Genomic DNA, 7769 nt, shown 5'->3' with positions numbered 1-7769 from the left:
GGGAAGGAGGTGGCGCCGAAGGCGACGGAGGTTAGCTATAGGAAGCGCCGCAGGCCAGTCAGCTTTCCTAGCTGCTAACAGCTAGAAGCTGACAGCCCCGTGCGAGTGACTCTGCACACAAACATGCTAACCGCCAACCCCCAACAGCGGGGCAAACTGAAATTGGTATACTTCTCACCTCATCGCGCCAGGGCCTCCATGGCAGCGGCGGCTTCCATGGTTACCCCCAGGGGAAGAATGGATTCATTGATGGCAAAGGATGCATTGTGAAGGGCCGGCGTATTTCCGTCTCCCGTACCCAGCCACAGGAAGGCACCGGGGAATTTCTCCAGGTACGAGGAAAAATCTTCTGCACACATGGACGGGAATTCAGGCTGGCAGATATGTTCACTGCCCAGGTAGGCCTTGCCTACGTCCTGGAGAAATGCAATTTTCTCCGGCGTATTGATGGTAGCGCTATGGCCTCTGACGTAGTTCAGTTCGGAGTGGGTATGGAACATGACATCCAGTCCCTGCAGGATTTCGCCCAGTCTTTTTTCCATTTTGTCCCGGAGCTTTGGCCGGTAGGTACGGCAGGTTCCCTCCAGGTACGCATCTTCTACGCCCACGTTATACCGGGTGCCGGCATTCATAAGACCGATGGTGCAGACCACATTATCCATGGGGTTCATTTCCCGGGAAATCAGGGACTGCACATCGATGATGAAGTGGGCCGCCGCCACCAGGGCATCGGTGCCGTTATGGGGCTGGGCGGCATGGGTGGATTTTCCTTTGATGTGGACATAGAAGCGGTCAGAAGCAGCCATGAGGGCGCCGGGTTTCAGTCCCACCATGCCGGTGGGGAGCTCCGGCCATACATGGAGCCCGTAGATTTCAGACACATCATCCAGTTTCCCGCTGGTCGCAATGTGGCGGCCGCCGCCAATGGCGAAGGAGTAGCTGCATTATCCGCCGCCAATGGCGGCCTCCTCTTCTGCCGGCTGGAAAACGATTTTGACGGTGCCATGGAGCTGGTCTTTCAATTCATTCAGTACCGCTGCAGCGCCCAGAAGAATGGACATGTGGCCATCGTGGCCGCAGGCATGCATGACGCCTTTATTTTTAGAAGCAAAGGGAAGACCGGTGAGCTCCGTCACCGGCAGGGCATCCATATCTGCCCGGAGGGCTACCGTCTTTCCGGGATACTTTCCTTTGATGGTGCCGAGCACGGCATTCTGGAAAAATCCGGTCTCGCAGGGGATTCCCAGCTCTTTGAAAACCTGCTGTATATATTCGGAAGTTTTTACTTCCTGTCCCGAGAGCTCAGGATATTCATGGAAATGTCGCCTCCAGGCCACCACCTTCGGCAGAATGTGTGTGACCTTTTCTTTAATCTGATTTTCATACATCATTGGGACGACCTCTTTTCCTTCATGGATATTCCTGCTCATTGGAATGAATAAATATGCATTATGCAAACTTGAAATATGCATATTTCCCTATAAAATTGGGTAATAAAAAAGCAGGTATGAAATTTGTTGAAATAATAATACAACTTTACGAATATATATGCAATAGGTATTTTGAAAAATGTTTGTAAATATTTTCCATATCCCCGTGGGGCAGCCGATTTCAGTATCGCGAGTTGTTGGGAATTGGCGGTTATGATGTTTGTGTGCAGAGTCACCCGCACGGGGCTGTTAGCTTCCAGCTGTTAGCAGCCGGGAAAGCTAAGGAAGCGCTGATTAATTCGCAGAGTCAGACTTCATAAGGATTTTTATGCACTGCTTCGTCATAACTCTCCTTAAATAGCTCGCTATTCGCGTCGAGTTATTCCTCGCATTGCATAAAAATCCAAGAATGAAATCTGACAACGATTTAATCAGTGCTTCCTTGATCCGCCTGCGGCGCTTTCAATCGGGGTATCTGGAAGTAAGCCGTGCCGTAGGCTGTAGAGCTTCCTGATTGCTAGGAGCTAGCAGCTAGGAGCCCCGCACGAATGACTCTAACCATCATCGTCACTCTAACAGCTCGTCAAACCGCAATTGTCCGATTCCTTATTTTCGGCTTTGACTAAAAGGGGGAGGAGCAGTTACTATTTGGTTAGCTTGCTAATTAATAAGAAATCGGTGATGAGGAACATAATGTATAAGAACTTTTTATTTCCTACGAAGGAAGAACTGGAAAGCCATGCCCGCATGGTTCCTGAAATACGGGCAGATGATGTGATTACCATGCTCACCGTCATGCAGGCGGCAGAAGAAATCCGGGATAGGACCGACGGTATCCTGGAGCGGAAATACCATATGTCCCAGGGGAAGCTCTGCGTCATGATTATTCTTCACCAGCACAGGGAAGGCATGACGCCATCGGACCTGGCGAAGGCCGCCGGTGTCACAAAGGCCACTATTTCCGTCATGCTGGCCCGCATGGAACGGGATGGGCAGGTAGAAAAAGCGGTGGACGAGGAAGACGGGAGAAGCCGGAAGATTTACCTGACCGAAAAGGGCAGGAAAGAAATGGATGCCATCCTGCCGGCCCATTACCGGAGGATTTCCCGGGTCATTGGGAAACTGGATAACCTGGAGAAAAAGGAACTGGTCCGGCTCCTGAAGAAACTGGTGGCTCCAGAGTAGAAGGACAGTTCTAAAAATTATTACAGCTCCCATAGGGAACCTTTCCCCAAAGAACTGCCTGTGGGGAAAAGGTATTTATGCCTATTTAGTTAGTCGACTTATTATATGGAGGGATTCATGGATATTCATAGTAAACCGGTGAGGATCGGTTTGTTGTTTCTGGGACTCATCATCCTGTGCGGACTCGCTCTCCTGTATAAGGGACATGATGCCGTGGCCATGGCGAAGGAAAAAAGGGATGGCATTGTGACGGCAGAACAGGTCCGGGTTTCCTTTGATTCTGTCAATGGACGGCTGCTCAAAGAAAATGTAAAGGAAGGGGACCATGTGCAAAGGGGAGATATCCTCATGGTCATGGACAGTACCGACACGGATCTTACCATACAGCGGCTGGAATCCCAGATTGCCCAGATGGATGCGGAAATCGCTTCCCTCTCCGGCACCATCGACGTGGCATACCAGAAGGCCGATACGGACGAGGTGGAGACCCATCGGCAGATTGACCAGCAGAAGGCGGTCATCGCCTCTTCCCAGGCTTCCTATGAAAATAAGCTGTCCGATTATAACCGTATGGCCCAGCTCATGGATGCCGGCGCCATTTCTAAAATGGAAATGGATAATGTGACAGCCCAGCTTCGGGTGGCGGAAGCCGATGTGCGGTCCCAGAAAGAACTGCTGAATAAGCTTCTCGGCGGGGCACAGGACAGTGACAGCACAGAGGATATTGCCCTTCCTTCCATCAGCCAGGAGCGGCAGAGTGCCGATAACAAGGCCAATGACCTGGAGTCCCTGAAACAGCAGAAAAAGCAGCTGGAAGTCCAGCTGGCCCAGCAGAAAGTGAACCGGGACCGCCTGGTCCTGCGGGCGCCGGAAGGCGGGAAAATTCTGAAGGTCATAGCGAAGGAGGGGGAAATGGTGTCAGCCAATACACCGGTGATTCTTCTCGAAAGCGATCGGTATTACTATGATATTTATATTAATGAAGAGGAAAAGGGCAATCTGAAAGAAGGAGACCGGCTCACAGGACATACGGTGGCCGGAAACATCAAAGTCCCCGGTACGGTGCGGCTGGCTGCCAGGGCGTCGGGATTTGCGGATTTCAAAATGTCCCGGGAGAAGAGCTCCGCCGATCTGACAGCTTTCCAGATCCGGACCTATATAGACCGGGTACCCGGCGTCATTCCGGGTATGACAATCGAGGTGGACCGCCATGAATTCGCTGGTCGATGAGATTCATTTCCTCTTTTCCGGCCGGGGCATGCCCTATGAAAAGGTGGCCCTCATGGTGGCCTCTGTGATTACCGTATTCTTCACCGTCTTTCTCGGCTATAACTATGCCAGGGACGTGAATGTGGTGGTGGTGGACCTGGACCACTCCCGATACAGCCAGGAAATGGTGGAAGCCATCAATTCCTCCCGCCATATGAAGGTGAGCTCCGTCATTTATACGCCCTCGGATCCCCAGAAATTCTTCTATGAAGACAAGGCCTATGCGGTGATCTGCCTGCCGAAGGACCTGGAGCGGGATGTATATTCCGGGCAGTCCGTCAATATCGGCCTGTACTGCGACTATACCAATGTGGCCCTGACGGCGGACATCCAGACCGCCATGAATGAACTGGCCGGTACCATCAATGCAGAAGCAGCGGAAGACAAGGGGGAGTCCGGCGGCATTTCCATCAGCACGAGGCTCCTTTTTAACCCCAGCGGCAGCACGAGTAATGCGGAGACAGAAGGATTCCTTTTCTTCTTTTCCAGTATGTTTTTTACCTTTGCCACCATCGGTATGGTGCCCCGGCTGAAGCTGGAGCATAAGTGGGAGGCACTGATGGATCATGGTTCTCCCTTTGACCTCATGGTCCGCATCCTGCCCTATATGGGCTGCCTCTTTACGGCGCTCCTCCTCGGCATGGCCATCCTCCGGGTCTGGGGAGACATGGTTATATCGGGAAATATGTTTCTCTTCATGGCTCTCCAGTTCTTCTACATCTGGGGTGTGGGCATGATGAGCATCCTCTTTGGATGGACTGCGGCCAATCCGGGCGTCGCATCGAGCCGGATGATTCTCTTCATCCCCGGCGGGTTTATCCTGGGCGGCCAGGCGGGCCCCCTGATTTTCATTCCGGAATGGGTGAAAATTCTTTCCCATTTCTTCCCCCTGACCTGGGAATTCCATTTTGTCCGGGATATTATAATGCGGGGCGCCGGATTCAGCGATATCATGCAGGAAATCGGTGCCTTCTTCCTGTACCTGGCAGCCATTGCCATCGTGTTCTGCCTCCGCTTTGAAAGCGTGAGGAGAAGGTACCGGGCTGCCGTGGCTGAAAAGGAAGAAGCCCAGGAATCGATTCTTCCCTGAAGGAAAGGAGAATGTTCTATGGAAATCAGAAAAATCATGGTTCCCCTGGATGGCTCTGAGGAATCGGATAGGGCCTTTGTCTTTGCTCTGGACATGGCAGGGCGGTACCATTCGTCCCTCCTCCTGGTCCATGTGGTGGACATGAATGAGAAAATGAGCGCTTTGGACCGGGTCACCATGAGCGGCTACGTTCCGGCGGAGCTCATGGAGGAGGGGTACAAGCTCATTGGCCGATACGCCAGGAAGGTGCCTCCTGCGGTACCATTGAAAACCCTGGTCCGCATCGGAGCGCCGCCGCAGACCCTTTTCTCCGTGTGGAAGGAAAAGAAAGCGGACCTCATCGTCATGGGAAGCCGGGGCCGGGGATCTGTGGAAAGCATTGTTATGGGAAGTGTGAGCCAGTACATCCTCCACCACGTAACGGCAGCCGTAACGATTGTGAGGTAAATGGAGCCAGGCCAATTTCAGTTTGCCCCGCTGTTGGTATTCGGCGCTGACGGGTAGAGTCACTCGCACGGGGCTGCTAGGGAAGCGCTGATTAAATCGTTGTCAGATTTCATTCTTGGATTTTTATGCAATGCAAGGAATAATCCGACGCGAATAGCGAGCTATTTAAGGAGGATTATGACGAAGCAGTGCATAAAAATCCTTATGAAATCTAACTCTGCGAATTAATCAGCGCTTCCCTAGCTTCTAGCTGTTAGCAACTAGGAAAACTGATTCGCCTGCGGCGCTTTCCATCCGACGTTCCCGCCAGTCATTCGTGCCGTAGGCTGTAGAGCTTTCCTGGCAGCTAGAAGCTAACAGCTAGAAGCTCCCGCACGAATGACTCTACCCGTAAGCTTCGCTCTAACAGCTCACCGCAATAGTCCGAGTTTTCATTTTTTTATTTATATATTTCCAATTTTCTATCCCGGTATGGTATAATTACAATAATATGCAGGCATCCAGCGAGAACGGACAATCATAGATCTTGAATCATGGGAGAGGCGCTTGTGGCGTTCTCTTTTTTAATGCCCCGGTGAAAGATGCCGGGAAGATGCACAGGGTGCATAGGAATTTTATTATTATGCCTGCTTTTCACAGGGGGAAGCCCCGCGTACCCATGAACGCATACAGGAGGAAACATGTACGAAACTTTTAAAGAACTGGGTATTGTGCCGGAAATACTGAAGGCCGTAGAGGATATGGGATTCGAGGAACCGACTCCTATCCAGAAGGCATCGATTCCGGTGGCAATGGCCGGAAAGGACCTGATCGGCCAGGCCCAGACAGGGACAGGGAAAACCGCAGCCTTTGGTATTCCCATCCTGGAACGGATTGACACATCGAAGCCGGGACCCCAGGCAGTGGTCCTTTCCCCTACCCGGGAACTGGCAATCCAGTCTGCCGAAGAAATCAACCATCTGGCCCAGTACCTTCCGGTCCATGCCCTGCCCATTTACGGGGGACAGGATATTGAACGGCAGTTCAAAGCGCTCCGGAAGCATCCGAACATTATTGTAGCCACCCCGGGCCGGCTTATGGACCACATGAAACGGGGCACCATCGACCTGTCCCATGTGCAGATTCTTGTCCTCGATGAAGGGGACGAAATGGTGGATATGGGATTCATCGATGATATCCGCACCATTCTGGCCGCCATTCCGGAAGAACGGCAGACCATGTTCTTCTCCGCCACCATGCCCGAACCGATCCGGGAACTGGCGGAAACATTCCTGAAGGATCCGGAACTGGTCAAAATCAAGGCGGCCACTGTGACCATCGATCTCATTGAACAGGAATATATCGAACTGCCGGACCGGCAGAAGTTCGATGCCCTCTGCCGGCTCCTGGATATGCAGGACCCGGAACTGGCCATCGTCTTTGTCCGCACGAAACGGCGCTGTGATGAAGTGACGGAAGCCCTGAAAAAGAGGGGATACATGGCGGAAGGCCTTCACGGAGACCTGTCCCAGCCGAAGCGGGATACGGTGGTCCGCCAGTTCAAGGAAGGCACCATCGATATCCTTGTGGCCACCGACGTAGCTGCCAGGGGCCTCGATATTTCCGGGGTTACCCATGTCTATAACTTCGATATGCCCCAGGATCCGGAAATCTATGTACACCGCGTAGGCCGTACCGGCCGCGCCGGAAAGACGGGGCTTGCGGTGACCTTCGTCATTTCCCGGGAAATGGGACAGCTTCGTGATATTGAACGTGTCATTCGCCGCCGCATCAAGAGACGGTCCGTGCCTACACTGGCGGAAGTCATTGAAGGCAACCAGAAGGCAGCCATCGAAAGCCTCTCCGATACAGCCCAGGGCGGCGGTCTGGAAGAATACAGGGAAAGCGCGGAGGATCTCCTGAATGATGTGGACTCCGTTTCCCTGGTGGCAGCGGCCATTAAGCTTTTGACCAAGCAGCCCGATGTGACACCGGTAAAGATTACGGAAGAAATGCCGAATTTCAAGCGCCGCAGGAACGGCCAGCGCCGCCACTTCGACGGGGACCGCCCCAGACGGCGGTTCAATAAGGACGAAGGGGGCCGCCACTTCGATGGCAAACGGTCCCGCCGCTTTGATAACCGGCCGAGAAAACAGAATCGGAATGGGGAAAAGAATATTCACGAATCGAATTTCAAACCCTATTTCAAGGAAGACTGATTAGAAAAAGTGCAGGATGTAGTTCCTGCACTTTTTTCATGACTGAGGCCACTTTATCAAATTGCGGTTTGTCGAGCTGTTGGAGAGGTGCTGACGGGTAGAGTCACTCGCACGGGGCTTCTAGCTGCTAGCCGCTAGAAGCTAGAAGCC

Annotated in this window: 5 protein-coding genes and 1 pseudogene; 5 read left to right on the top strand and 1 reads right to left on the bottom strand. The window is 52.7% G+C overall.

Annotation, left to right across the window (positions count from 1 at the left end; genetic code table 11):
* Positions 1-179: 179 nt before the first annotated feature.
* A pseudogene (locus QZR21_RS06725) lies at positions 180-1391 on the bottom strand (M20 family metallopeptidase).
* 732 nt (positions 1392-2123) lie between these two features.
* On the opposite strand from QZR21_RS06725, the gene QZR21_RS06720 reads away from it, so the two are divergent.
* The 5 genes from QZR21_RS06720 (at position 2124) to QZR21_RS06700 (ending at position 7619) form a co-directional block, all read left to right on the top strand.
* Entirely contained in the window at positions 2124-2615 is a 492-nt protein-coding gene (locus QZR21_RS06720) for a MarR family winged helix-turn-helix transcriptional regulator (protein ID WP_296096546.1), read from the top strand.
* A 117-nt stretch (positions 2616-2732) separates the two neighbouring features.
* Positions 2733-3845, top strand: a complete 1113-nt coding sequence (locus QZR21_RS06715; protein WP_296096548.1) for an HlyD family secretion protein — start codon at positions 2733-2735, stop codon at positions 3843-3845.
* Positions 3826-4974, top strand: coding sequence for an ABC transporter permease (locus tag QZR21_RS06710; protein ID WP_296096549.1), 1149 nt, complete (start codon positions 3826-3828; stop codon positions 4972-4974). Before QZR21_RS06715 ends, QZR21_RS06710 begins: the two co-directional genes overlap by 20 nt.
* 18 nt (positions 4975-4992) lie before the next feature.
* Positions 4993-5421: a universal stress protein gene (locus QZR21_RS06705; RefSeq protein ID WP_296096551.1), complete on the top strand. Its 429-nt coding sequence runs from the start codon at positions 4993-4995 to the stop codon at positions 5419-5421.
* A gap of 680 nt (positions 5422-6101) precedes the next feature.
* The gene (locus tag QZR21_RS06700; protein ID WP_296096552.1) at positions 6102-7619 is read left to right on the top strand and encodes a DEAD/DEAH box helicase; all 1518 of its coding nucleotides are present in this window, start codon (positions 6102-6104) and stop codon (positions 7617-7619) included.
* Positions 7620-7769: the final 150 nt, after the last annotated feature.

This window comes from uncultured Dialister sp., assembly GCF_900541605.1.
In the GTDB taxonomy this organism is placed as follows: Bacteria; Bacillota; Negativicutes; order Veillonellales; family Dialisteraceae; genus Dialister.
The sequence above is the reverse complement of the archived record's forward strand: the minus strand, read 5'-3'. Positions and strand labels throughout refer to the sequence as shown.

What these genes read in the sequence shown, in the direction of transcription:
- QZR21_RS06720 (WP_296096546.1), top strand. Translation starts at nt 2,124, where the DNA reads ATGTATAAGAACTTTTTATTTCCTACGAAGGAAGAACTGGAAAGCCAT.
- QZR21_RS06715 (WP_296096548.1), top strand. Translation starts at nt 2,733, where the DNA reads ATGGATATTCATAGTAAACCGGTGAGGATCGGTTTGTTGTTTCTGGGA.
- QZR21_RS06710 (WP_296096549.1), top strand. Translation starts at nt 3,826, where the DNA reads ATGAATTCGCTGGTCGATGAGATTCATTTCCTCTTTTCCGGCCGGGGC.
- QZR21_RS06705 (WP_296096551.1), top strand. Translation starts at nt 4,993, where the DNA reads ATGGAAATCAGAAAAATCATGGTTCCCCTGGATGGCTCTGAGGAATCG.
- QZR21_RS06700 (WP_296096552.1), top strand. Translation starts at nt 6,102, where the DNA reads ATGTACGAAACTTTTAAAGAACTGGGTATTGTGCCGGAAATACTGAAG.